At 62.2% G+C, this 20,884-nt stretch carries 24 protein-coding genes and 1 tRNA gene; 13 read left to right on the forward strand and 12 right to left on the reverse strand.

What is annotated here, in order from left to right:
* Nucleotides 1-70: 70 nt before the first annotated feature.
* Nucleotides 71-706 (reverse strand): FMN-dependent NADH-azoreductase, encoded by a 636-nt coding sequence (locus NKH54_RS03920; RefSeq protein ID WP_023689756.1) that lies wholly within the window; start codon nucleotides 704-706, stop codon nucleotides 71-73.
* A 109-nt stretch (nucleotides 707-815) separates the two neighbouring features.
* On the opposite strand from NKH54_RS03920, the gene NKH54_RS03925 reads away from it, so the two are divergent.
* Complete coding sequence (locus NKH54_RS03925; protein ID WP_023705832.1) at nucleotides 816-1,772, forward strand: LysR family transcriptional regulator; 957 nt, start codon at nucleotides 816-818, stop codon at nucleotides 1,770-1,772.
* Here NKH54_RS03925 and NKH54_RS03930 read toward each other — a convergent pair.
* Nucleotides 1,705-2,331, reverse strand: coding sequence for a TetR/AcrR family transcriptional regulator (locus NKH54_RS03930; protein WP_023691512.1), 627 nt, complete (start codon nucleotides 2,329-2,331; stop codon nucleotides 1,705-1,707). The two genes, NKH54_RS03925 and NKH54_RS03930, sit on opposite strands and share 68 nt — an antisense overlap.
* A gap of 66 nt (nucleotides 2,332-2,397) precedes the next feature.
* Between NKH54_RS03930 and NKH54_RS03935 the strand changes: the two genes are divergently transcribed.
* Both NKH54_RS03935 and NKH54_RS03940 read left to right on the forward strand, forming a co-directional pair.
* Nucleotides 2,398-2,823 (forward strand): VOC family protein, encoded by a 426-nt coding sequence (locus NKH54_RS03935; RefSeq protein WP_023705831.1) that lies wholly within the window; start codon nucleotides 2,398-2,400, stop codon nucleotides 2,821-2,823.
* A 94-nt stretch (nucleotides 2,824-2,917) separates the two neighbouring features.
* A complete protein-coding gene (locus NKH54_RS03940) occupies nucleotides 2,918-3,829 on the forward strand; it encodes an arginase family protein (RefSeq protein ID WP_023705830.1) in 912 nt (303 codons plus the stop codon).
* A 4-nt stretch (nucleotides 3,830-3,833) separates the two neighbouring features.
* Here NKH54_RS03940 and NKH54_RS03945 read toward each other — a convergent pair whose 3' ends face one another.
* Complete coding sequence (locus tag NKH54_RS03945; protein WP_023713892.1) at nucleotides 3,834-4,784, reverse strand: S1C family serine protease; 951 nt, start codon at nucleotides 4,782-4,784, stop codon at nucleotides 3,834-3,836.
* A gap of 169 nt (nucleotides 4,785-4,953) precedes the next feature.
* Here NKH54_RS03945 and NKH54_RS03950 point away from each other — a divergent pair, with 169 nt between their 5' ends.
* From NKH54_RS03950 to NKH54_RS03960, 3 genes are all read left to right on the forward strand, one after another.
* On the forward strand, nucleotides 4,954-5,826 hold the full coding sequence (locus NKH54_RS03950) for a S1C family serine protease (RefSeq protein WP_023713891.1): 873 nt from the start codon (nucleotides 4,954-4,956) through the stop codon (nucleotides 5,824-5,826).
* Between the two features lie 8 nt (nucleotides 5,827-5,834).
* Entirely contained in the window at nucleotides 5,835-6,542 is a 708-nt protein-coding gene (locus NKH54_RS03955) for a helix-turn-helix transcriptional regulator (RefSeq protein WP_353027728.1), read from the forward strand.
* A gap of 119 nt (nucleotides 6,543-6,661) precedes the next feature.
* The gene (locus NKH54_RS03960) at nucleotides 6,662-7,528 is read left to right on the forward strand and encodes an SDR family oxidoreductase (protein WP_353027729.1); all 867 of its coding nucleotides are present in this window, start codon (nucleotides 6,662-6,664) and stop codon (nucleotides 7,526-7,528) included.
* Nucleotides 7,529-7,659: 131 nt separating this feature from the next.
* Here NKH54_RS03960 and NKH54_RS03965 read toward each other — a convergent pair whose 3' ends face one another.
* Both NKH54_RS03965 and NKH54_RS03970 read right to left on the reverse strand, forming a co-directional pair.
* A complete protein-coding gene (locus NKH54_RS03965) occupies nucleotides 7,660-8,175 on the reverse strand; it encodes a TIGR00645 family protein (RefSeq protein WP_023733287.1) in 516 nt (171 codons plus the stop codon).
* A 324-nt stretch (nucleotides 8,176-8,499) separates the two neighbouring features.
* Entirely contained in the window at nucleotides 8,500-10,695 is a 2,196-nt protein-coding gene (locus tag NKH54_RS03970) for an OmpA family protein (RefSeq protein ID WP_023713888.1), read from the reverse strand.
* Between the two features lie 202 nt (nucleotides 10,696-10,897).
* On the opposite strand from NKH54_RS03970, the gene NKH54_RS03975 reads away from it, so the two are divergent.
* Together NKH54_RS03975 and NKH54_RS03980 are read left to right on the forward strand one after the other, a co-directional pair.
* The gene (locus tag NKH54_RS03975) at nucleotides 10,898-11,344 is read left to right on the forward strand and encodes a YcgN family cysteine cluster protein (protein WP_023672465.1); all 447 of its coding nucleotides are present in this window, start codon (nucleotides 10,898-10,900) and stop codon (nucleotides 11,342-11,344) included.
* 220 nt (nucleotides 11,345-11,564) lie between these two features.
* Nucleotides 11,565-11,909 (forward strand): hypothetical protein, encoded by a 345-nt coding sequence (locus NKH54_RS03980; protein WP_023672466.1) that lies wholly within the window; start codon nucleotides 11,565-11,567, stop codon nucleotides 11,907-11,909.
* A 260-nt stretch (nucleotides 11,910-12,169) separates the two neighbouring features.
* Here the strand turns inward: NKH54_RS03980 and NKH54_RS03985 are convergent, their stop codons facing one another.
* The gene (locus NKH54_RS03985) at nucleotides 12,170-12,880 is read right to left on the reverse strand and encodes an SIMPL domain-containing protein (RefSeq protein WP_023672467.1); all 711 of its coding nucleotides are present in this window, start codon (nucleotides 12,878-12,880) and stop codon (nucleotides 12,170-12,172) included.
* Nucleotides 12,881-13,014: 134 nt separating this feature from the next.
* Here NKH54_RS03985 and NKH54_RS03990 point away from each other — a divergent pair.
* Nucleotides 13,015-13,090: transfer RNA gene (locus NKH54_RS03990), tRNA-Ile, on the forward strand.
* Here NKH54_RS03990 and NKH54_RS03995 read toward each other — a convergent pair.
* On the reverse strand, nucleotides 13,047-13,460 hold the full coding sequence (locus NKH54_RS03995; protein ID WP_353027757.1) for a tyrosine-type recombinase/integrase: 414 nt from the start codon (nucleotides 13,458-13,460) through the stop codon (nucleotides 13,047-13,049). The two genes, NKH54_RS03990 and NKH54_RS03995, sit on opposite strands and share 44 nt — an antisense overlap.
* Before the next feature lie 151 nt (nucleotides 13,461-13,611).
* Between NKH54_RS03995 and NKH54_RS04000 the strand changes: the two genes are divergently transcribed.
* The 3 genes from NKH54_RS04000 to NKH54_RS04010 all read left to right on the forward strand — a co-directional run bounded on the left by NKH54_RS04000 (nucleotide 13,612) and on the right by NKH54_RS04010 (nucleotide 14,628).
* Nucleotides 13,612-13,803 (forward strand): hypothetical protein, encoded by a 192-nt coding sequence (locus NKH54_RS04000; protein WP_023754523.1) that lies wholly within the window; start codon nucleotides 13,612-13,614, stop codon nucleotides 13,801-13,803.
* Nucleotides 13,804-14,059: 256 nt separating this feature from the next.
* Nucleotides 14,060-14,254 (forward strand): hypothetical protein, encoded by a 195-nt coding sequence (locus NKH54_RS04005; protein WP_023714714.1) that lies wholly within the window; start codon nucleotides 14,060-14,062, stop codon nucleotides 14,252-14,254.
* Between the two features lie 188 nt (nucleotides 14,255-14,442).
* Nucleotides 14,443-14,628 (forward strand): hypothetical protein, encoded by a 186-nt coding sequence (locus NKH54_RS04010; protein ID WP_023697125.1) that lies wholly within the window; start codon nucleotides 14,443-14,445, stop codon nucleotides 14,626-14,628.
* A gap of 173 nt (nucleotides 14,629-14,801) precedes the next feature.
* On the opposite strand, the gene NKH54_RS04015 is transcribed toward NKH54_RS04010, so the two are convergent.
* Both NKH54_RS04015 and NKH54_RS04020 read right to left on the reverse strand, forming a co-directional pair.
* Nucleotides 14,802-15,005, reverse strand: coding sequence for a hypothetical protein (locus NKH54_RS04015; protein ID WP_155921622.1), 204 nt, complete (start codon nucleotides 15,003-15,005; stop codon nucleotides 14,802-14,804).
* Between the two features lie 369 nt (nucleotides 15,006-15,374).
* Nucleotides 15,375-15,746 (reverse strand): response regulator, encoded by a 372-nt coding sequence (locus tag NKH54_RS04020; RefSeq protein WP_023670881.1) that lies wholly within the window; start codon nucleotides 15,744-15,746, stop codon nucleotides 15,375-15,377.
* A gap of 486 nt (nucleotides 15,747-16,232) precedes the next feature.
* Here NKH54_RS04020 and NKH54_RS04025 point away from each other — a divergent pair, with 486 nt between their 5' ends.
* Entirely contained in the window at nucleotides 16,233-16,925 is a 693-nt protein-coding gene (locus NKH54_RS04025; protein WP_023689767.1) for a N5-glutamine methyltransferase family protein, read from the forward strand.
* Between the two features lie 54 nt (nucleotides 16,926-16,979).
* On the opposite strand, the gene NKH54_RS04030 is transcribed toward NKH54_RS04025, so the two are convergent.
* The 3 genes from NKH54_RS04030 to asnB are packed head-to-tail and all read right to left on the reverse strand — an operon-like array spanning nucleotide 16,980 to nucleotide 20,878.
* Nucleotides 16,980-17,246 (reverse strand): acyl carrier protein, encoded by a 267-nt coding sequence (locus NKH54_RS04030; protein WP_023670883.1) that lies wholly within the window; start codon nucleotides 17,244-17,246, stop codon nucleotides 16,980-16,982.
* Between the two features lie 55 nt (nucleotides 17,247-17,301).
* Nucleotides 17,302-18,858, reverse strand: a complete 1,557-nt coding sequence (locus NKH54_RS04035) for a class I adenylate-forming enzyme family protein (protein WP_023830100.1) — start codon at nucleotides 18,856-18,858, stop codon at nucleotides 17,302-17,304.
* Nucleotides 18,848-20,878 carry an asparagine synthase (glutamine-hydrolyzing) gene (gene asnB / locus NKH54_RS04040; RefSeq protein WP_353027730.1) on the reverse strand — a complete coding sequence of 677 codons (2,031 nt, stop codon included), beginning with the start codon at nucleotides 20,876-20,878 and terminating at the stop codon, nucleotides 18,848-18,850. Before asnB ends, NKH54_RS04035 begins: the two co-directional genes overlap by 11 nt.
* Nucleotides 20,879-20,884: the final 6 nt, after the last annotated feature.

A 20,884-nucleotide genomic window follows, 5' to 3' on the forward strand; every position in this document is an offset into this window, starting at 1 on the left:
CGCGCCGCCTGACAAGGAAAAAGGCAGGCGCCGAAGCGCCTGCCTTTTCAATGCGAATGACGGGGTGTGCTTACGCGGCGATTTGCGCGCTCGCGGTCTTGGCCACCACGGCATCGACCTTGGCGGTCGCCTTGGCAAGTGCGGCGGTGACGGCATCAGGGCCCATGCCGACGCCTTCGATGCGGATGACGTCGACATCGGTCATGCCGAGAAAGCCGAGCACGCCGCGCAGATAGGGGATGGCGTGATCGAACTGCACGGCCGCACCTTCGGAATAGATGCCGCCCGAGGCGAGTACGATATAGACCTTCTTGCCGGTGACGAGGCCCTTGGGACCACCCTCGCCATAAGAGAAGCTCTTGCCGGAGCGGGAGATGTGATCGACCCAGGACTTCAGGGTTGAGGAGATGTTGAAGTTGATGAAGCCGGTGGCCAGGATCACGGTGTCGGCTGCGAACAGTTCGTCAAGCACGATGTCGGAGACGCCGACGACTTCGGCCTGGCGCGGCGTGCGGGCTTCAACGGGGGTGTAGATGCCGGTCGCATAATCGGTGTCGATGTGCGGCAGCGGGTTGGCCACGAGGTCGCGTACGACGAGCGTATTCGACGGGTCGGCGGCGACGAGCTTTTCAGCGAATTCGGTAGCGATACGGGTCGAGTGCGAGGCAGCGCCGCGCGGGCTCGAGGTTACAAGCAGGATAGACATAGCGGTTCTCTCCAGTGGGAATTGATTTCTCCCGACTGATATGGGCCTACCGACCCATTCAAAAAACTGGTATATTATCTATATGATCCATCCATAAAGTAGGTATACCGTGCAGCCCAATCCGACGCTCGACCAATTGCAGATCCTGGTTGCGGTCGCCGACACCGGCAGCTTCTCAGCCGCAGGCCGCAAGCTTAACCGCGCGCAGTCCGTCATCAGCTACGGCATCGCCAATCTTGAAGCGCAGCTTGGCCTGAAACTGTTCGAGCGCGAGGGCACGCGCGAGCCGCAGCTGACCGAAATCGGCCGGGCGATGCTGGAGGACGCCCGGCGCATGGTCGGCATGCTGCAGCGCATCCGTTCGCGTGCCGACGGTCACCATCAGGGGCTGGAGGCTGAAGTTGCGCTGTCGGTTGACGCGGCGCTGCCCTCGCCAGTGCTGGTGCGGGTGCTGAAGGCGTTCGAGGCGCAGTTCCCGACCGTGATGATGCGACTGCATATCGGCACGCTCGGTCTGATCCCCGACCATGTCGTCAGCGGACAGTCGGATCTTGGCATCGGTGGCTTGCTGGGCGAGGTCGACGTGCATCTCGTGCGCATCGGCTTCATGTCGATCGTGCTGGCTGCCGCCCCCACCCACCCTCTGGCACTGCTGCCGAAACCGGTGGCGCTCGAGGATGCGCGAGAGCACACCCAGCTGGTTGTCAGCGACCAGTCGGAACGCACCAAGGGACGCGACTTCGGCGTCTTTGCCTATCGTACATGGCGGCTGACAGATGTGCGTATCAAGCATACGTTGATGCGCGAGGGGCTGGGCTGGGGCGGGTTGCCGCGCTGGCTGATCGCGGACGATTTGGCCAGCGGCAGGCTGGTCGAACTCGACCTTGAACCTTTTAGCGAGGTGCGCTCATCGCTCTATGCCATGCACCGCGCCGACCGCAGCCCGAAACCGGCGGCGGCCTGGCTGATCGACCAGTTCAAACGCCAGCTCGGCTGCTTCAACGAGTTCGAACCGGACGACCTGCCTGAGGGCGAGCCGGAGACAGCCCATCGATCAGAGCCATGAGCACGGCGCGATAGTCTTCGGCCGAGGCGCCGGCCTCGACGGCAAGTGCTGCGCGGTCGAAGGCGGCGGCGAGCAAAGCGGTCAGCGCATCGGCAGGCAGTCTGGTCATCGACTGTTCGCGCATCGCCGCAACCAGGCCTTCGCGCAGCGACCGGTTGCCGTGGCGATTGTCGATCGCATCCATGGCGGCGCGGCCAAGCACGGCCGGCCCGTCGAGCAGCAAAAGCCGCGTGCGGCCGGGCGCGCGCATGGCGGCGAGATAGGCGTCCGAGCCGGCAATCAGCGCATTGCGGGCAAACAAAGAAGGCGGCGAGGCGCGCTCGATCTCTTGCGCCACCGCCGCCGCCTCCTGCTCGACCACGGCGGCAAACAGCGCCTGCTTGTCGGCAAAGTGGTGATAGAGCGCGCCGCGGGTGACGCCGGCGGCCGCAACGATCTCCGGCGTGCCGGTCTCGGCATAGGACTTTTCGATGAACAGTTTGCGCGCCGCGGCGATCAGGTCGGCGCGCGTCGCTTCGGTGCGGTCGCGGTTGGAGCGGCGCGGGGTTTCTCGTTGCATACATGCAGCCTGTATGTTATTTCGAATTACATGCAAACTGTATGTTGGCTGACGGGAGAAAGAAAGATGAAGACGACGAGCTATTATCCGGTGCTGATGACGGGCGACGTAGCCGGCACAAAAGCCTTCTATATCAATCACTTCCGCTTCAAGCCGCTGTTTGCGAGCGACTGGTATGTGCATCTGCAGTCTGCCGAGGATCGCCGGGTCAATCTCGGTATCGTCCAGGGCGACCACGAGACGATCCCCGAGGGGGGGCGCGGCCGCACATCGGGGCTGCTGATCAATTTCGAGGTGAGGGATCCTGATGCTGTCTATGAACGGATCGTTGCGGCCGGCCTGCCGATCCTGTGCCCGCTGCGCGACGAACCCTTCGGCCAGCGCCATTTCATCACCAGGGATCCCAATGGCGTGCTGATCGACGTCATCAAGCCGATCCCGCTCAGCCCGGAATTTCAGGCGCAATTCGCGGCGGGCGCGGCGGGCGCCTGAACGATGGCAGCAAATGTCGGCAGCGGCTCCGGCCGCTGTGGCCGGACCCGCACCATGCGGTCTATGTTGGTGATGTTGAAGCTGGGCCTGCCGCATGCGTGACATCTGCCTTGTTCGTGCGCCATCCAATCTCGGCCTTCGGCCCTTGGAGCCGGGCCATGTGCCCGGCACCTGGCGTGCGCCGCAGGCGCTGAGCGAAGCTGGTTTGATCGAGTCGCTGGCGCCGGGGCGGGTGGTCGATCTCGACAGACCCGCCTACAGTACCGAACCGCAACCGGGCACTAGGCTGCGTAATGGTCCGGCGATCCGCCGCTTCAACCTCGATCTTGCCGAGATCGTCACCGGTGCGCTTGGGCAAGGCGAGTTCCCGCTGATCATCGGCGGCGACTGCTCGATCCTGCTTGGCGCACTGGTCGCCGCGCGGCGCTCGGGCGCAGTCGCCCTGATCCATTTCGATGGCCACAGCGATTTCCGCCATCCCGGCAACTACGATGTCAATGCCTCACTCGGCTCGGTTGCCGGCATGGATCTGGCACTTGCCACCGGACGCGGCGAGGCTTTGCTGGCGCAATGGCCAGGTGTTGTCGGTCCGCTCGTCACCGACGATGCGGTGGTTCAGATCGGCGAACGCGAGAGCCGCGATGCCGATTTTGCCTGGCCCGACATCAATGCGACCGCCGTGACGCGCATCGACGTCTTTGCCGCGCAGGAACTCGGCGCGGCTGGAGTGTTGCAAAAGACAAGAGCGACGCTGGCGCGCGCCGGCTGTCCCTACTGGCTGCATCTCGATGTCGATGTGCTCGACCAGACGGTGATGCCGGCGGTGGATTCGCCCGGCAGCCCCGGCATCGACCCCGATGAACTCGTTGCCATTCTGTCGGCGCTGGCAGCGGACCAGCGCTGCACCGGCTTGGACATGACGATCTACGATCCCGACCTCGACCCGACCGGTGACCTTGCGCGACTGCTGGTGTCGCTGCTCGGGCGGGTGCTCAAGCCTCGATAAAGGCTCAGCTCGCCCTTGCTACCGGCGTCACCGTCACCTGGCTGACGCCGGTGCGGCGCACCACTGTGCATAGCGTCTCGCGGCCGATGCGTTCGGCGTCGAGCATGCGCACGAGGTCGTCGACGCCGGTGACCGGGCGACCGTCTATCGCCGCGATGATGTCGCCTTCCCTGAGGCCGGCCTTCGCCGCGGGTCCGTCTTTCTCGACGCTGCGCAGCCGCACCGCAGTACTGGTGGTCACCTGCGACAGGAGCGCTGCGCGGCGCGGCAAACTGGTGGTGTCGGCCGAGATGCCGATGAAGGCGCGCCGCACGCGGCCGAAGCGGATGATCTCCGAAATGACGAAGTTGGCGGTGTTGGAAGCGACCGCGAAGGCGATGCCTTGCGCGCCGTGGATCATGGCGGTGTTGACGCCGATGACTTCGCCTGCCGACGACACCAGCGGTCCGCCGGAATTGCCGGGATTGAGCGCGGCATCGGTCTGGATGACATCGTCGATCAGCCGCCCGGTCGAGGCGCGCATCGAACGGCCAAGTGCGGAGACCACGCCTGACGTTACGGTCCATTCGAAGCCGAGCGGATTGCCGATGGCAATGGCGATCTGGCCGCGCCGCAGCCGCTTGGAATCGCCGAGCGGCGCGACTTCGGTGAAGCTGCCATCGGCGCGCACCAGCGCGATGTCAGTGTCAGGGTCGCGGCCTAGCACGCTGCCTTCGCTGGAGGCGCCGTCGGGCATAGAGACGCGCACCGTTTTGGCATCGCCAACGACATGGAAATTGGTAACGACCAGCCCGTCCGGCGCGATGACGAAGCCGGAGCCATGGCCACCTTGGCCACCGACGCGCTCGATGCGGCAGACGGCCGGGCCGATGCGGTCGACGGCGTCGGCGACTGTCGTCGAATAGGCGTCGAGCAGTGTGTCGTCGGTTTCGAATTTGTGGGCGGCGAGGGCCATTGGCGGGGCTCCGTGTTTTCAGGCGCGATGATGACTATATGTGCGGAGCGGCTCGAACTGCCGCGACCTGACCAGATGGCCAGTCACACCAGTAACTAGCCGTCAGACGAGTACCTCCGGGCGCACTGCCGAGCGATATCTGGGGCATGAGAAAACCCAGGAGATCATCATGAGTGACTTCAACCTTAATGCATTTTCCGACGCCATCGCCGATCTCGCCGCCAAGGCTGCGCCGGCAACGGCAAGTTTCACCACCCATCACCATCGCACCGCCAGCGCCTTCCACTGGCGTGACGGCTATTTCGTCACCGCCGAGGAAGCTGTCGAGGCCGGTGAGGAGATCGAATTGACATTGGCTTCGGGCGAAGCGGTGAAGGCCGAACTGGTCGGTCGCGATCCGTCGACCGGCGTAGCGCTTCTGAAGCCGGCCGGCGCGGCCGCGGCGTCTGCGCTCGCCAAGGCGGATGGGGTGCGGCCGGGCAACGTCGCCATCGCTGTCGGCAGCAGTCCGGGCTCGGCGCTGGCTGTCTCGGGCTCGGTCGGCGAGGTCGGCCCCGCCTGGCGCTCGATGCGCGGCGGCACCATCGATCGGCGCATCAATCTCGCCGTCAATGCCGGCGGCCGTTTCGAGGGCGGGCCGGTGCTTGACGCCAAGGGCGCGCTGATCGGCATGCTGCTGTTTGGGCCACGTGGTCGTGCGCTGGTCATGCCTTATGAGACGATCGAGCGGGCCGTGGCGACGCTGCGTGAAAAGGGCCATGTCGCGCGCGGCTATCTCGGCGCCGGCCTGCACCCGATCCGTGACGGCGCGGCGCGCGGCGCCATGGTCATGAGCCTCGACGACAACGGTCCGGCCAAAGCCGCCGGCCTTGCGCTGGGCGACATCATCGTGGCGTGGAATGGCGAGGCCGTGCACGGCCCGCGCGAACTGATCCGAAAGCTTGGGCCGGATAGCGCGGGCGCTGCGGTGACGCTCGGCGTGGTGCGCGGCGGCGAGCAGCGCGACGTCGCGCTGACCGTCGGTGAAAAACCGCTGAGCTGAGAGGGCCGATGGAAAGCGACACGCTGACAAGGCCGGAGGCGGGTGGGCCGGAGGTGGGTCGGCCGGAGGTGGCGGGCGGCGGACGCCAGCTCGTGGTGCTGATCGCGCTGCACGATGCCGCGCGTGCCGAGCGCCTGTCAGCTTCGCTTGCCATGGCGGACGATCTGCTTCCGGTCGTAGCCGGCAGCGGGATTGCCGACGTCGCTGTCTTCGATGACGCTGTTGCGAACAGTGCGGCCTGGCTCGATCGAGCCGATGGTGGCAACAGCGCAATCCCACGGGTGCTGCTATCCGCGAGCGCTGGCCGGCCGGAAAACCGGGTGCTTGCCGTGCTGCCTTTGGCGTCGGATGCGAATCTGATCGCGGCTGCCGTCAGACTGGCGGCGGCCGGCTACCGGGTGTCCAGGGATGGGCGTTCGACGCCCGCTCGCCACGACGATTTCGATGGCGCCGCCAACGGCGGAAGCCATAGCGGGCTGTTCGGCGAGGAGCCGTTGGACGATGGCGCTACCGCCCGTCCGGCGCTGTCGCCGCGCGAGGCCGAAGTGCTGGCGCTGCTGGCCGAAGGCGCGCCCAACAAGGTGATCGCGCGGCGGCTGAACATCTCCGTGCACACGGCAAAGTTCCACGTCGCCGCGATCCTGATCAAGCTGGGTGCTGCGAACCGCACGGATGCCATCGCGATCGCGATGCGGCAGGGCCTGGTGCTGGTCTAACCCCCTTATCCGTTTGAGCCTACGTTGCGTAACCCGTTGCAGGCTGCCGAGGCCTTGCGCAGTGCATTGCCGCCGCGCAATGGTTCGCGTCAGTGATGTAGCAAGGGAGGTGCCAAGACATGTCGCTCAAGGGAAAGACGCTGTTCATCTCCGGCGGGTCGCGCGGCATCGGGCTGGCGATAGCGTTGCGGGCGGCGCGCGACGGCGCCAATGTGACGATCGCGGCCAAGACCGCCGAGCCGCATCCGAAGCTGCCGGGCACGATCTACTCGGCAGCTGAGGAGATCGAGCAGGCCGGCGGCAAGGCGCTGCCTGTTTTGTGCGACATCCGCGAGGAGGCGCAGGTGGCCGAGGCGGTTGCCAAGACCGTCGAAAAGTTCGGCGGCATCGATATCTGCGTCAACAATGCCAGCGCCATCCAGCTCACCGGCACGCTGGAGACCGACATGAAGCGCTACGATCTGATGCACCAGATCAACACGCGCGGCACTTTCCTGGTGTCGAAAAAGTGCGTTCCCCACCTGAAGTTGGCTGAGAATCCTCATATTCTGAATCTGGCACCGCCGCTCGATATGAAGGCCAAATGGTTCAAGAACCACGTCGCCTACACCATGGCCAAGTTCGGCATGTCGATGTGCACGCTGGGGATGAGCGCCGAGTTTGCCAAGGACGGCATCGCGGTAAATTCGCTGTGGCCGATCTCGACCATCGACACGGCTGCGGTGCGCAATCTGCTCGGCGGCGCGACGGTGGCGGCGATGAGCCGCTTACCCGACATCATGGCCGATGCCGCACACGCCATCTTCCTGCGGCCATCGCGCGAGACATCGGGCAATTTCTACATCGATGAAGAGGTGCTGCGCGCCGAGGGCGTGACCGATTTCGCGGTCTATGCGCCGGGCGCGACCGGGCCGCTGGCCGGCGACTTTTTCGTGCCGGACGCGGTATTTGCCAATTCGCCGACGAACGTCAAAAGCGTCTATTGACGGAAATCACGGGCCGCCGGCGCTGCCCCTCATCCACCTGCCGGCGTTGGTCGTTCGAAAAACCAAGCAGTTGCCTTTCGCCCGCTGTGCGGACCAGCCTCACCTCCCCATGAACGGGAGAAAGGGGCTCATCACGCCTCGCCCTTCTTGCCTTTGCTCAGTCCCATCAGCCGGTCGATATAGGCCAGCATCAGCGCCGAGACGACGAAGGCGAGATGGATGATGGTCAGCCACATCAGCTGGTCGATCGTATAGGAAGACGAATTCAGGAACACCTGCAGCAGGTGGATCGAGGAAATAGCGACGATGGTCGAGGCGACCTTGACCTTCAGCGAGCCGACATCGATGGTACCCAGCCAGTGTACGCCGCCATCCTGGTCGTCGAAACGGCTGACGAAATTCTCGTAGCCGGAGATGATCACCATCACCACCAGCGAGGCGACAAGTGCGGCGTCGATAAGGCCGAGCATCTTCAGGATGGTGTCGGTGTCGTCGAGTGTGAAGGCGACCATGACGAACTCGTAGAGTTTTTTGCCGAAGGACAGCGCATAGACGGCGAGCGCCAGGGCCAGCCCGATATAGAAAACCACCAGCAGCCAGCGTGAGGCGAGGATGATCGATTCGATGGCTAGTTCGAGACGTTTCATGCAGCGGTTCCGGTCAGCTTTGATGTCGACTGGGGTATTTCGATCAGCTTGCCGCGGTTTGCAAGGCAAATTGCGACGCAAAAAAACCCCGCCGGGAGGGCCGGCGGGGTTCAATGCATCCCGCTGGAGTCGGGACGGGGCAGGGAACGCCCAGCCTTGAATCTGGGGAGGGCGGCCGCTCTATACAATGAGCCGGTTCTAATACCAGTACAATTCTTGTTGAACCGGGATTGCTGTCCGCAGCTCGACCCATCCCGGTCTGCCGGGATGGGTCCTTGTTGTCGATCTGATTCCAGAAAGCTGCTCAAGCCATTGGAAAGCAGATCAATTGTTACTCGCCACCGGTGCCACCAGCGAGGTGATGCGACGGATGCCGACGCGGCGGTTCTCGCGGTTGGGCGCCGTGGTGTTGACCTTGAGGTATTCCTCGCCATAGCCCTGAGTGGTCAGGTTTTCCGGCGGGATGCCGAAGGCATTGGTCAGCGCTTCGGCGACAGACTCAGCGCGCCGGTCGGACAGAGCAAGGTTTGCCTCCGGCGTGCCAACCGCATCGGTGTGGCCTTCGATCAGGAAGGTTTCGGCCGGGTTCTTCTTCAACAGTTTCTCCATGGCCGTGGCGACGCCTTCCAGTTTCTGCACTTCGGTGTCGGATATCGAGGCCGAGCCGAACTCGAAGTTCAATGTGTCGAGGTCGACGCGACGGGCAATGTCGCGCACGCGCGCCGAACGCTTCACTTCGTCGATGGAATAGAGGCGCTGGACCTTCTCCACCGGCGGTTGTTCGAGGAACTCGTAATAATCGTCCGGGCTTTCGACATCTTCCGAATCGAGGATGTACTCGCGGCGCGGGATGGTGAGCCGCATCGGCGGCAGGTCGTCACCGGGATCGCGCCAGTCATTGTCGTCGTCATAGCTGCGCTCGTCGACATAGCTCAGCACATATTCGTGCCCATCCGGCGTGATGCGCGATCGCCTGATGACGTCGCCATTGCGGTTGCGGATGGTGACGATCTGGATGCCATTGTCGCGCTCGACGATTTCCCGAGAGCGATCGCCCGACAGTTCCTCATAGTAAACATTCCTGGCGCCGCGGTGCATGCGCGGAGCGTCATTGCTTTCCACGATCGTCTGGTTGTTGAACTGCAGGATGACGCGGTCGCCGAGTTCCTTGACGACGTCGACGCCTTTCGGACGCCGGCGGTCGCGGACGTTCTCATCGGGTGCACGCTCGACGCGTTTGCCTTTTTCCTCCGTCACCGGGGCGATCTTTTCTGGCTGAATTGCCTGCTGAGCTGACTTGTCGTCGGTGGGCGGCGGTCCCTGGTCGACCGGAGCCGGCTTCGGGGCTTGCGCCTCGGTGCCGCCCTGCGCGGGCTGCTCGCCCGTCTGGCCGCCAGCATTCTGGCCGTTCCCATTTTGGCCGTTCCCATTTTGGCTGTTGCCGCCCTGGTCCTTGCGGTGCTTGCGCCTGGCATCCTTCTGGCTGTCCAGGATGGGTGCTTCGTCGGGGTTGGCCGTGGCTTCGCCTTGCGCCGGCGTCTCACCTTGCGCGGGCTGCTCGGCATTGGCCGGTTGCTCCGCAGGCTGTGGTTCACCGGTCGCAGGCTGCTGTTCGCCCGTCACCGGCTGTTCGCCGACAGTTTTTTTGCCGTGCTTTTTCGCCTGATCCTTCGGCTGTTCACCTTCGGCGGGAGCCGCTTGCTGATCGGCCGGGGGCTGAATCGGCTCGGCCTGCGGCGCGGGCTCTCCGGCAGGCGCAACTTTGACGTCTGGCGCTTTGTCGGCGGGCGCGGCCTCGATCTGCTGATCCTGCTTGCGCTTTTTCTTGCCCGACTTGTTGTCGTTTGCCGGCGCCACCTGTTCGGTGGGCGCTGCTTGCTCGGCAGGCTGCTGGGCCGGCTGTTCAGCGGGCGCCGCTTCGATCTGCTGTTGGTCGCGCTTCTTCTTGCGTGGCTTTAGCGGCTGTTCTTCATTTGCCGGAGCTACCTGTTCGGCCGGTTGTTCAGCCGGTGCTGCCTCGATCTGCTGCTGGTCACGCTTCTTCTTGCGTGGCTTGAGCGGCTGCTCATCGGTCGCCGGCGCTGCCTGGGCGCCGCCCTCGTCCGCAGGCGCCGCCTCGATCTGCTGCTGTTGATTGCGCTTCTTTTTGCGCGGCTGCTGTTCCTCGGCGGCAGGTGCGGCCTGTTCGGCCGGGGCCTGCTCGGTCTGCTGCTGATCCCGCTTCTTCCTGCGCGGCTGTTGTTCCTCGGCGGCAGGGGCGGGTTGCTCTGCAGCCGGTGCAGGCTGCTCGGCGGCCGGCGCTGCCTGTTCGGCCTGCTGGCGTTTCTTTTTGCGCGGCAGTTCCTGGTCGGTCTGCTGACCATCTGCAGCAGGGTCGTCCTGGACCAGGATCAGTGGCGCGGCCGTGTGCTGCAAGGGGCCGAAAACGGCGTTGCCCTGCAACGGGGATGCGCCCAACGGCGCGGATGCCATAAGCAGGCCAAGTGCCGTACCTGCCAGTACCCGTGGTTGGCGTTTCATCTTAAATTCTCCTTGTGGGGTCCCATCCCTGCCCAAACTGTCCTTGACCGGATTGGTTCCGGTTTGCAGGCATTACCCGCACCCAAGGACGATTGACCGGCGTTTTGAAGGCAACTTCATGTTTTTCCTATGGTGCGGCCGGAACTTGAAGTCACACAACAGCTTGACCTTGCCGCATGCGGAGGCCACATCTCGACCCATAATGGAAACGCCGTTCTGGAAGACCAAGACGCTGGAAGCGATGACGCCCACCGAGTGGGAATCGCTGTGCGACGGCTGCGGAAAATGCTGCCTGTCTAAACTCGAGGACGAGGATACCGGCGAGATCTACTGGACATCAGTCGGCTGCCGGCTGTTCGATGGGCAAAGCTGCCGCTGTTCGGACTATGCCAACCGGCTGGCGCGCGTGCCGGACTGTGTCGGGCTGACGCCGCAGAATGTGCGCACCATCACGTGGCTGCCGAAAACCTGTGCCTACCGGCTGGTTGCCGAGGGGCACGACCTCTATTGGTGGCACAGGCTGGTGTCGGGAAGTGCCGAGACCGTTCATGATGCCGGCATCTCCATGCGCGGCCGCGTCCGCGCCAGTGAGACCGATCTGGCCGAGCCGGACGATTATTTCGACTATATGCTCGACGACGAGCCCTGAGCATTCTGGAACGGACGTTGCCATAGGGCGTTCCGCGCCATTGGACGTTTTTGACGGTCAGGATCGTTTGCAGCGGTGGAAGGGGCGGTTGCTTTTGACCTGTCGGGCAGATTAACCGAAAATGAACGGCCGGTTCGCGAAGAGTTCAGATTGCAAGGAGCATTCTCCCCCCATCGGTTCGACCAAGACGGGCGCAAGCCCTCAACAAGGAGAGAAGACAATGTTCAACTCATTCAAGACGGCAGCCCTTTCGGGTCTCGTAGCTCTCGGCACCCTTGCCGCAGTGCCCGCCCAGGCGGACTCGATCTATCTCGGCTTCGGCAACAACCATGACCGCCGCGTCGGCGTCTACACCGGCGACGATGAGGACGGCTTTCGCCGTGACCGCAATTGGCGCCGCTGCTCGCCGGACCGCGCCCTCGACAAGGCCGAGCGCATGGGCCTGCACCGCGTCCGCATCGTCGATGTCAATCGCCGCGTGGTGAAGGTCGCCGGCCGCCAGTATGGCGATCGCGTAGTGGTCGTGTTCGCCAATGAGCGCGGCTGCCCGGTTATCTATCGCTAAGAGAACCAGACTGATCTTCTGCGAAGATCAGTCTGGGATACGACCTTCTGCGAAGGTCGATCCGGAGGCATGTTCCTCCGCGAGGATCAGCCTGGAGTAGCGGCATGACCCTTTCTAGGGTCAGCCAGGAGCCCCTTTCCCTCCGCGGAAAGGTGCGGCTCGAAAAAACCCCGGAGGACAGTCCTCCGGGGTTTTTCATGTCGGAAATCTGCGGTTCCGGCCGACGGGTTCAGCAGAACCGCGGCCGGCCCGGCGGCCTGCTACTTGAGCTCGAATGTCACTGTTACCTGCACGGCGTAGGCATTCTCGCCGGCCTGCACGGGAACCGCGGCGCCTGCCGCATCGAAGGCCTTGGCATTGATCGGCATCGGCGCCGGCGCAACGTTCTGGTCGGTGATTTCCAGCACCCGGCCGATGCTGACGCCGGCGGCTTCGGCCAGCGTCTTGGCCTTGGCCATGGCATCGGCGACCGCCTTCTTGCGGGCTTCGGTGACGGCAGCTTTCGGGTCTTCGTTGGAGAACGAAATGCCGCCGCCCTGGTTGACGCCGAGCGACACAGCCTTGTCGAGAATCTCACCTGTTTTGTCGATGTCGCGGATGCGCACCGAGAGTGTGTTGGTCACCTGGTAGGCTACAAGCTCGGCTTCCTGGCTGCCGTCCGGTTTGTTGGTGTAGTTGTAACGCGGGTTGATCTGGATGCCGGCGGTCTGCAGGTCGCGGTCCTTGATCCCCGCCGACTTCATTGCCGCGATCACGGCGGCCATGGCGTCGTTGTTGGCGTCGAGTGCCGCGCGTGCGGTCTTGGCCTCGCGCATGACGCTGAGCGTCAGCAGCGCCAGGTCAGGCGCCACGGTCGACTGGCCTTCACCCGACACGATGATGCGGGGCGGGGGCAGCGAATCGGCAGCGCTTGCCATCGCCGGAAAAGCGATCGCGGCGGCAAGTGCGAGCGGCAAAATATGTCTGGTCATGAAAATCTCCTCGGTCTGCGATCCAGTCGCGCCTGTCGACTAGGGCGCGAATATGGGCTGATTTGGGCGATCTCGGCCAGCCCGTCCGGAAAGCCTTGTGCCGCGCAAGGAAAAACACTAATCCAGCGCGCGTGGGGCCTGTAGCTCAATGGTTAGAGCCGGCGGCTCATAACCGCTTGGTTGGGGGTTCGAGTCCCTCCGGGCCCACCAGTCGCCTTGGTGCACAAGGCTTTGCGTCGAGGGTAGACAACCTGGTTAGACAGTCGGTCAGACAAACCGCTTCAGAAGCTTCGCCATGCCCTCCACGGCGAGCCGCTCCTGCTCCGTCCTTGCTGTAAAGCTCTACGTGGTCCAGGTCGTCGTGGCCGAGAATGCCTGCCGATTGTTTCGGGGTCGCGCCCTCCTTGGCCAGGTACTTCCCCAGCGTCTTCCGAAGTCCATGCAGCGTGCAGCCGGGCCCCATGCTCGCCATCTTGCTCCAGTGCGCCATCATGCCGGTCAGCGACCTCTCCGAGAAGGAATTGCCGTAGGCGTTCAAAATCACCGTGTCGGCCGAGCCCCAATGCTTCGGTGAGCACATAGGTGATCGTTAGCGGACTTCAAATGCGATCCGCTGCTCACTAAATACTTGATCCCGTAAATTACATGATCACGTACCGACTTTTTTATTGAAATCCCGAATTCGGTGGCCTTATAAGACCGATGTTGCCATTGCTCGTAGGTCGGCTGTGATGGATAACGTGGTTCCATTCCGCAAGGCCGTGCCTTGCGTCGAAGTGACAGAAACCTGCGGCGAATGGTTCGTCCGCGTGGTTGAGAAAGATCAGGAAATTGCCCGGTCATTCAATCAGGAATCGTTCGCGTTGTCCTTTGCAGAAGGCCAGCGGACACGCCTAGGGCTAGCGAAGGTCGTGCGCCTGTAGGGCGCTGTGGGGCGGCATTGTAGGCATTCAAGCATGAGCGGAACCTAATTTGCAGCCGCAAATTAATGTCCAATGAATGAACTCCCAAACCGGAAAAAACTCGTGCCTGACCCTCAACCTCGGCGGGGCTCCAACAAAGGTGTGTTGCTAGCGGCTGCAGCGCTGCTGTTTGCCTTTCTCGCTCTTATTCTGTTTGGGTTTTTTCAGTAAGTGCGCGCGGCGCCGGCTTCCCAGAGAGGGCAGAGCACCTGCCGACGTGATCTTCGATCCGCTCGCGTCCTTGCGGTGGGGCGACTATCCAAGCCGGCTCGGTTCGTCGCTCCTGACGGGTTCGGCGGTCCCACCACAGCAGGATGATCATTCGGCAATTCTTGGCAGCGCCGGTATTCAACTCACGCCCAAAGCGATTGAACTGAAGCTGGCCGTCGATGTCGTGACTGACGCAGCATGAGCCGAACAGGCGAGGCAAGCGCAAGCCTTGGGGCCTAACCTCAGACAGACGAAGCACGCTCGTGCAGTCTGGAGACAGCGCAACGAGTTATTCATTCGGGCGCCTTCGCATCACCAGCGGAACGAAAGAGTTAATTGACGATTTACTAGGGAAGGATTGCAGGACGGAAAACATTGAGGATTGCTGCCATGACAATGTTGTTCGAACCACTCGACTCTGAAGGTTACAAGCGCAGTGTGGTCTACCATGCCGCACGCTTGTCCATGCTCCACAACCGAATGCTGAAGCGTTTCGAGAAGGTCGATAAAGCGGCTGAAAAGGTTGAAGCCGAGGTGGAGCTGTTTGATGAAGCTGTTCGCACTCTCTACGAATGAGCGGCATGTTGACCGCCGACGTTCCTGCTAGCGCGTATATGGGCGCGGGGTTCACCGTTGCTCCACCAGGCGATGTCGCGCCGCGTATTTGGGCTTGATAAGCATGATCTAATGTATACGATTCACCCAGCCGGCCTGGCTCCCCCGCCATCGGGCCGGTCAGGCCCGACGGTTCAACGCACCACCCCAAACGACTGTCGGGCCGCCAGGACGCTCACTGCGCAGCCGGGTTCATGCTTTGCCTTTTTTTCTCGAAAAGCGCGAGCTTGGTCATATAACCAATTCTGATTTTTGCATGGCATTGGGTGCAGTTGAAGTTGGATATCACCTTCAACCACGATCCCTTTTTTATGATGACATGAGAACAGTTTGGACATTCCAGTTCCAGGTACTCGTCCCCCATATCGTTTGAAATCGGCACTACGACACTCCCCAACAGTTGCCCGTGAAACTTGCGCTTCGAGATCGGCCGGCACCTCCGTGCTCAAGCCCCGAACGTGGGTCCTTGGCAGATGTTCCGCAATCCGACCTCTGGCGACGGGATCGGACCTAAGTCCAAATCGCCGCCAACAGGCCGAGAAGTGGAACCCGGCGGATGCTTTTTGAACGCTGAATTTCCGTCCTCGCCGGTCGTAGTCCGCCGTCCTCATGGCCAAAGCGCCAATGTTGCCCTTTGTGAGACTGACCTCGTCCGGCCTACCAGGTCGCCAGGGCGCAACTCCGGTAATAATGCGGCGGAGCGAATGTCAGCGCGAAGCTGTGCGCAGGGACGCCAACTCGCTGACAGCAGCAAGGATGACAGCATCGGTTGCCGGCTTCGGCAGGAATCTGCAGTCGCGGAAAGCCGCGGGAACGTCGGCGGGGCCAAATCCCGACAAGAAGGCAAAGGGGATGCCTCGCGCCTGCAATATCCTCGCCACCGGCAGACCCGTTTCACCGTTCAGCTGGATGTCTAGCAACGCCACGTCGATCTTGTCCGATTCGACAAGACGCAGAGCGGCGGATACCGACGGCACAGGTCCGACCACCTGATAACCGGCGCGACGCAGCCGCGCGGCAGTGTCCTGCGCGACTAGCCATTGATCCTCAACAATCAGAACACTCACGCTTTCGCTCACGGCCCCTCTCTGCGATTGACCGGAAATGAGATGTCGATCCGAGACCTTCGGACAGTTGTTTCGACATGTCCGCAAACCTATAGGTAACCTCTCCATGCAGCAAGGTGAGGCTGATGCTGGAGCGGAGGCGCTTCCACCGACCACTTGCTGAATTACCGGAGCCGAAGATTAGCGCGTCAATGGAGCTGCGGTCCGCGCCTCCGCTCCATCAGAGTTGGATAGGCGTTTACCCCTCTCCACGATCCACAAAATCTAAAAGCCGCCGTACCGCGCCATTGGCTCTTCAAAGCATGAGCAGCACCTCTCTCTCCATCTTTGGCGACCTGAGATTGCAATCGGTCAATGAGCGTCAGAAGTGCGATGCACCGAGTTTGTGCCTGCAGTTTTTCGAAGGAAAGGCTTGAGAATTCATGATTTCGGAGCAGGTTTGGCTGGCGCATGAGCGCCGCAGATCTATACTGGGGAGATCAAGCGATGGGGTCGGCCATGAGCAAAGAGTTCAGTGTAGCTGATGCCTATGGCGCCGGCCGCGCCATGTTCATGGGACTTGAACTGCTGGTTTCGCCCGGTGCGCTCGTCCCCAGACCTGAGACCGAGTTGCTCGGCAAGACCGCGCTTGGTGTGTTGCATCAGATGAACCTGCCGGCTCCGCGCATAGTTGATATGTGCTGCGGCACTGGGAATCTGGCGTGCGCGATCGCCTACCATGTGCCCAGCGCCCTTGTCTGGGCAAGCGATCTCACCGATGAATGCGTCGAAACGGCACGCCGCAACACCTCACATCACGGCATGGCTGAGCGTCTTTCGGTGCTTCAGGGCGACTTGTTCGACTCTCTCATCGGCCTTGGGTTAGACGGAACTATCGACGTAATCGTCTGCAATCCGCCTTACATTTCTGAAAAGCGGCTCGAGGGCGACCGCGCCCATCTGATCGAGCTTGAGCCGCGCGAGGCGTTTGCAGCCGGCCCTTACGGCCTGAGCATTCATATGCGCGTACTGAAAGACGCACCGCGATACCTGCGGCGTGGCGGCATCCTGCTCTTCGAGGTCGGGCTTGGCCAAGACCGACAGGTAGCGGGTCTGCTGGAACGCAGCAAGGCATTCGAGAACATCCGTTCGGTCTCGAACGAAGCGGGCGAGGGCCGGGTGGTTCTGGGGCAAGTCAAGACGCAGGCATGAATCCTGCGACAATCAGACCAAATACGGGGCTGCTCTGGGCGTTACGCTTACCCATCAGTTCATTTTGCGGATGATGTATTGCTCGATCCCCTGGATGGAATCGAGGTTTTCAGGCAGAAGTTCGCTATCCTCGACGGTAATGCCAAAGGTCTCCTCGATGAAGCCGATAATCTCAAGCACACCCGTCGAGTCGACAATGCCTTGATCGAGCAAGGATGCGTCATCCAGCAATGCCTTGACGTCGCTGACGTAGAAATTCGAAACCAAGAAACTACGAATCTGCTCGCTGTAGATTCCGGTGCGTTCCTTGATGGTCAACATGAATTCGTCCTCCGTGGCGTCACCATTAAATCAGCGACTTGGTTCTGGCCCCGTATCATGACAGCGCCGTTTTCTTGAGTTTTCCCGTGTCCGTCATCGGCAGGTTCGCCACAACGACGATGGATTTCGGGACCATGAAGTTTTCCAGACGCTTCTGGCACTCCTTCTGCAGTTCCCTTTCGCCAATGGCTCTTCCATGCTCCATCACCACAAAAGCTTTCACCGCTTGCCCGAGGAGCTCGTCGGGAACACCGATGACAGCCGCTTCTCGGACTCCTGGAATGTCCATCAGTACGTTTTCCACTTCCCTTGGCGCCACCTTCTCGCCTCGCGACTTTATGATCTCATCCCCACGGCCAACGAAGTAGAGGTAACCCTCCGTATCCATCCGGCAGTAGTCGCCGGTGTATAGGACCTGCTCACCGGGCAGCGGGCCGGGTTTGAGTTTCCTGGCCGTTGCCTCGGGCTTGCCCCAATACCCGTTCATCACCGTTGCGCCGCGAATGACGAGTTGGCCGACAACGCCTGGGCCTATCCGCCTGTCATGCTCGTCAACGATCCACATCTCCGTATTCGGGATTGCGATCCCTACGCTCAATGGCTTTCGCTCGAGGTCCTCTGGCGGCAAATAGGTGCAACGTTTGCATTCGGTGAGACCGTACATCGAATAGATGCGTGCACCCGAAAACAGCTCGCGAAGCATGAAAATATGCTTGAGGGGTAGGGCTGCCGCAGTGTTTGTGACGTAGCGGATGCTCGAGAAATCCTGGTCTTTGAGGGACCTGAGTTCGGAGAGTGCGGCAAAGATTGTGGGCACGCCGGGAAAGCCCGTAACTCCCTCCTGCCTGATCAACCCGAGGATCTGTGCCGGGAAAGCGAACGAGCGTTCGAGCACCAGCCGGGCGCCGGTACGAAAAGCCATGATCATCTGGTACAGTCCATAATCGAAGGCGAGGGGTAGGACATTGAGGATCACCTCGTCCTCGGCAATCGCCAGGTAGGAAGCGACAGACGCGCACGCGGCCATCATGTTTCTGTGCGTCAGCATCACGCCCTTGGGTTCGCCCGTCGACCCGGACGTGTAGATGATGGCTGCCAGATCAACATCGATGCACTGCCGTGCCGGCGGCGTATCCGCGCCATTGGCGAGGGCGGCGTCCCAGCGCACGGCAAACGGCAGCTGGGCGAGTTCGACGTCGTCGATAGGTCCCGATACGATCACCCGCAGAAGTGACGGGCAGCCGCGCGCCGGCTCGCGGAAGATCGCTTGCAGATGGCCGTCCGTGATGAGCGCCGTCGGCCGGCAGTCGTTGAGCAGATAATCGAGCTTGTCGCTCTTGGTGAGCGGGTTGACGATGCACACCACCGCATTCGCCTTTAGCACCGCCCAGAAGCTAACCACCGTCTCGACGGTGTTGTCGGCGAAGATCATCACGCGATCACCGCGAACGACTCCGGATGCGGACAGGTCCCAGGCGATCGCGTTGGCTCGCGTTTCGAGTTCGAGGTAGGTGACACGCTGCCTGTTGCACACCAGCGCCACCTTACTTCCGTGTCGGACGGCGGAATGGGCGAGGTAGTCATGCAGCAATGGTACGGCATCATGCAACATACAGGCGCTCTTCCCGATGTTCGCAGTCGACGTCGACGCTGAGCGTGCATTCGAGCGTTGCACTGGGACAACCCGCCGCGACGAACTGCTGATGAAGAAGTTGGGTCGACAACACGCCGACCAGCGCCATGTTGTCGGCATTGGACAGGTCGCCATCGCCAGTTCTGGCCTGGCATTTGGCAAGCAGGTGCGTGACCCCCTTTGGATCGAAGACATTCGCCTCGCGCAGGGCCGTCTGCGAAACCGCCTCGCGAGCGTAATCCGGAGCGTCTGCGCCGACGAAGCAAAGCGCGTTGGGCGCACGGAAGGGCTGCTTCTTGCGGGCTATGATCTCGGAGGGCAGGATGGGTGCCGCCATGCGCTTCAGCACGTGCTTCTCGTCGAGGCCGCGGAGTTTGAAGGAGGGTGGCAGCGAATTCGCGAGCCTCACAAGTTCATCGTCCAGGAACGGGAAGCGCCCCTCGACGGAGTGAGCCATCAGCATCCTGTCGCCTTGCGAGGAGAGCAGATAGCCCGACATCAGTGTTTGCACCTCGAGATACTGGTCCTGCGCAAGGGGGCTCCAACGGGCAAACTGCGCGGGCAGACGGGCGAGCAACTCGGACACGGCGTCGCGGCCCTGCGTTCGAGCCCGCATATCGGCCGTAAACAAGCGCTTGATGGCACTGGTGGTTCGCCAGCGTGTTTCATGAGCAAAGCCCGGCGCGTCGTAAGCCTGAATATTTCGCCCGAAGAACTGACGCGCCATCGCCTGCTGTTGCACCGGCGAGCGGGTGAGATAGGGGTAAAGGCGTTCCAGGAGCCGAGAGCGGCGTGTCGATGTCGGGTGGCGCCCCCAGAAGCGGCGGACCTTGCCTTCGCGGAACAGGTCGTAGCCGGCGAACATTTCGTCAGCGCCTTCGCCGGTCAGCACGACCTTGATGCCACGCTCGCGCACCAGGCGCGAGAGCAGGAAGAGCGGCGCCGGGGCAGTCCTCAGTATCGGGCGCTCGGTGTGTTGGATTACCTCCGGAAAGATTCCGGCGATATCTCTGCGCGAAACGACCACTTCATGGTGCTCACTGCCGATCGTCTCGGCAACCATTCGCTGGAAGCGGGTCTCGTCATATTCGGCGTCGGCAAAACGCAAGGAGAAGGTTTGGAAGCGATCGCCCGCGAAGCGCCTCGCGAGCGCGGCCACAAGCGAACTGTCCAGCCCTCCGGAGAGGTAGCACCCGACAGGCACGTCGGCGCGCACCATTCTGAGCGCCGTCGCGGCCTCAAGAGCGCTAGACACGCGGTCCACCGCGTCGTTGGAGGACCCGGGGAACTCGCCCTGCCGCGATCCGAAATTGTCGGGATAGGAAGGCTGCCAAAAAATCCGCTCACGAACGGTGCCATCCTGATAGATGCGGACACGACCCGGCTCGAGTTCGTTGATTCCGTGGAAAACTCCTTGCGGCGGAACGACCGTCCAGAGCGTGAACGTCTGATCGATGCCGGCGGGATCAAAGGCGCGAGGGATGGTTCGATCGGCCGCGAAAATGGCTTTCACTTCGCTGGCGAAATAAAGCCGGTGCGCATGCTCGCTGAAATACAGCGGGCAAATGCCGAAGCGGTCGCGCGACAATACGAGACGATTGGCCACTGAATCCCAGATCGCAATTGCCCATTGGCCGTTCATCCGCTCGAAGGCCGTTTCTCCCCACTCACGATAGGCGTGCAGCGCGACCTCCGTGTCGCTGCGGGTTCGGAAGCGGTGGCCGAGCGCCGTGAGTTTTTCACGCAATTCGACGTAGTTGAATATCTCGCCGTTGAACACGATCCACGTCGTATCGCCTGTGTCCGCCATCGGTTGCTGGCCACTGGAAAGATCGACGATGGACAGGCGCACATGCGCCAGCCCCGCGCGTCTGTCCCGGTAGAGACCGCGCCCGTCGGGGCCGCGATGCGCCAGCGCGCCCATCATCTGCATCAGCGCCTGCCGCGAAGGAGAAGCCGCTGTGGCATTCAGCGCCACGATTCCAGCGATGCCGCACATGCTCGG

The organism is Mesorhizobium sp. M1004, assembly GCF_040318795.1.
Taxonomy (GTDB): Bacteria; Pseudomonadota; Alphaproteobacteria; order Rhizobiales; family Rhizobiaceae; genus Mesorhizobium.

What these genes read in the sequence shown, in the direction of transcription:
- NKH54_RS03955 (WP_353027728.1), top strand. Translation starts at nt 5,835, where the DNA reads ATGGAAAGCGACACGCTGACAAGGCCGGAGGCGGGTGGGCCGGAGGTG.
- NKH54_RS03985 (WP_023672467.1), bottom strand. Translation starts at nt 12,880, where the DNA reads ATGACCAGACATATTTTGCCGCTCGCACTTGCCGCCGCGATCGCTTTT.
- NKH54_RS03935 (WP_023705831.1), top strand. Translation starts at nt 2,398, where the DNA reads ATGAAGACGACGAGCTATTATCCGGTGCTGATGACGGGCGACGTAGCC.
- NKH54_RS03970 (WP_023713888.1), bottom strand. Translation starts at nt 10,695, where the DNA reads ATGAAACGCCAACCACGGGTACTGGCAGGTACGGCACTTGGCCTGCTT.
- NKH54_RS04015 (WP_155921622.1), bottom strand. Translation starts at nt 15,005, where the DNA reads ATGTCCAAACTGTTCTCATGTCATCATAAAAAAGGGATCGTGGTTGAA.
- NKH54_RS03920 (WP_023689756.1), bottom strand. Translation starts at nt 706, where the DNA reads ATGTCTATCCTGCTTGTAACCTCGAGCCCGCGCGGCGCTGCCTCGCAC.
- NKH54_RS04010 (WP_023697125.1), top strand. Translation starts at nt 14,443, where the DNA reads ATGACAATGTTGTTCGAACCACTCGACTCTGAAGGTTACAAGCGCAGT.
- NKH54_RS04035 (WP_023830100.1), bottom strand. Translation starts at nt 18,858, where the DNA reads ATGTTGCATGATGCCGTACCATTGCTGCATGACTACCTCGCCCATTCC.
- NKH54_RS03975 (WP_023672465.1), top strand. Translation starts at nt 10,898, where the DNA reads ATGGAAACGCCGTTCTGGAAGACCAAGACGCTGGAAGCGATGACGCCC.
- NKH54_RS04000 (WP_023754523.1), top strand. Translation starts at nt 13,612, where the DNA reads ATGGATAACGTGGTTCCATTCCGCAAGGCCGTGCCTTGCGTCGAAGTG.
- NKH54_RS03950 (WP_023713891.1), top strand. Translation starts at nt 4,954, where the DNA reads ATGAGTGACTTCAACCTTAATGCATTTTCCGACGCCATCGCCGATCTC.
- asnB (WP_353027730.1), bottom strand. Translation starts at nt 20,878, where the DNA reads ATGTGCGGCATCGCTGGAATCGTGGCGCTGAATGCCACAGCGGCTTCT.
- NKH54_RS03940 (WP_023705830.1), top strand. Translation starts at nt 2,918, where the DNA reads ATGCGTGACATCTGCCTTGTTCGTGCGCCATCCAATCTCGGCCTTCGG.
- NKH54_RS04030 (WP_023670883.1), bottom strand. Translation starts at nt 17,246, where the DNA reads ATGTTGACCATCAAGGAACGCACCGGAATCTACAGCGAGCAGATTCGT.
- NKH54_RS03930 (WP_023691512.1), bottom strand. Translation starts at nt 2,331, where the DNA reads ATGCAACGAGAAACCCCGCGCCGCTCCAACCGCGACCGCACCGAAGCG.
- NKH54_RS03965 (WP_023733287.1), bottom strand. Translation starts at nt 8,175, where the DNA reads ATGAAACGTCTCGAACTAGCCATCGAATCGATCATCCTCGCCTCACGC.
- NKH54_RS03995 (WP_353027757.1), bottom strand. Translation starts at nt 13,460, where the DNA reads ATGTGCTCACCGAAGCATTGGGGCTCGGCCGACACGGTGATTTTGAAC.
- NKH54_RS03980 (WP_023672466.1), top strand. Translation starts at nt 11,565, where the DNA reads ATGTTCAACTCATTCAAGACGGCAGCCCTTTCGGGTCTCGTAGCTCTC.
- NKH54_RS03960 (WP_353027729.1), top strand. Translation starts at nt 6,662, where the DNA reads ATGTCGCTCAAGGGAAAGACGCTGTTCATCTCCGGCGGGTCGCGCGGC.
- NKH54_RS03945 (WP_023713892.1), bottom strand. Translation starts at nt 4,784, where the DNA reads ATGGCCCTCGCCGCCCACAAATTCGAAACCGACGACACACTGCTCGAC.
- NKH54_RS04025 (WP_023689767.1), top strand. Translation starts at nt 16,233, where the DNA reads ATGAGCAAAGAGTTCAGTGTAGCTGATGCCTATGGCGCCGGCCGCGCC.